General features: G+C 72.7%; 1 protein-coding gene and 1 pseudogene. One reads left to right on the top strand and one right to left on the bottom strand.

Annotated elements, in window-relative coordinates:
* Nucleotides 1–259, bottom strand: a pseudogene (locus AOK17_RS50600) (N-acetylmuramoyl-L-alanine amidase); the annotation flags it as partial.
* Nucleotides 260–387: 128 nt separating this feature from the next.
* On the opposite strand from AOK17_RS50600, the gene AOK17_RS47650 reads away from it, so the two are divergent.
* Entirely contained in the window at nucleotides 388–1,146 is a 759-nt protein-coding gene (locus AOK17_RS47650) for a TIGR03089 family protein (RefSeq protein ID WP_055618833.1), read from the top strand.
* The last annotated feature ends 93 nt before the right edge of the window (nucleotides 1,147–1,239 follow it).

Consider the following 1,239-nt stretch of genomic DNA (forward strand, 5'->3'; position numbering starts at 1 on the left):
GGGGCGCGAGGGGGAGGGACTGGGTGCTGCCGGGGATCGCTCCCGACGTGACTGTCCCGGCCGATGTCTTCGAGGTGCTCGGCGTCTGAGGTCGGGCCCTGGCCGCTCGTTCGGATGCCGGTCCGTCCGGTGTCGCCCGCTCGCTGGTCGGGCTCTCGGCCGCCGGGGGTGCGGCCACGGCGTCGGTGGACAGGGCCAGGGGGAAGGCCAGGGCGGCCGCACACGTGACGGCGATCGAGGAAGCAAGATATCCGCGCATGCCCCTGATCCTGGACATAGTCATACTTATCTGTCCATCTGGGATTTGACGGACCGTCGGCCGGACTCCGCCGAACCGGTGGCCCTCACTCCCCCGCCCGGGCGGGTGTCCGCGTACCCTTGCGTCCCGTGAACGCCACCGACCGCACCCCTGCCGACCTGCTGCGATCCGCGCTCGCCACGGATCCCGCGCGCCCCCTGGTGACCTTCTACGACGACGCCACGGGTGAACGTGTCGAACTGTCCGTGGCCACCTTCGCCAATTGGGTGGCCAAGACCGCCAACCTGCTCCAGGGCGAGCTGGCCGCCGAGCCCGGGGAGCGGGTCGCGTTGCTGCTGCCCGCGCACTGGCAGACGGCGGTGTGGCTGCTCGCCTGTTCCTCGGTGGGGGTCGTGGCGGATGTCGGGGGCGATGCGGGGGCCGCCGACCATGTGGTGGCCGGGCCCGGGCAGTTCGAGGCCGGGCTCGCGTGTTCCGGGGAGCGGGTGGCGTTGTCGCTCGCGCCGCTCGGGCGGCGGTTCGCCCAGGTGCCCGCCGGATACGCCGACTACGCCGTCGAGGTGCCCGGGCAGGGGGACGTCTTCCAGGCGTACGGGCCGGTGGATCCGGAGGCGCCGTCGGTTGTTGTCGCCGGGGCGGAGCTGACGGGGGCGGAGGTTGTGGAGCGGGCTCGTGCGGATGCGCCCGCGCTGGGGCTGACCGGGCCTGGGGCTCGGTTGTTGTCCGCTCTTCCGTACGACACGTGGGAGGGGCTCAGCGCCGGTCTCTTCGCTCCGCTGGCTGTCGGGGGGTCCGTGGTGTTGTGCCGGAACCTTTCGCAGGTCGGGGAGGATGCGGTGGCGAAGCGGATCGAGAGTGAGCGGGTTACGGCTACGGCTCGCCGCTGACCGGCCCTCCGGGGTGGCTGGGCCGGGGTTTTCGCCCCCGCCGCCCCTACCCATTCCCGTCACTTCCTCAGGGGCTCCGCCCCCGAACCCCCC

The sequence above is a fragment of the Streptomyces phaeochromogenes genome (assembly GCF_001418655.1).
GTDB lineage: Bacteria > Actinomycetota > Actinomycetes > Streptomycetales > Streptomycetaceae > Streptomyces > Streptomyces phaeochromogenes.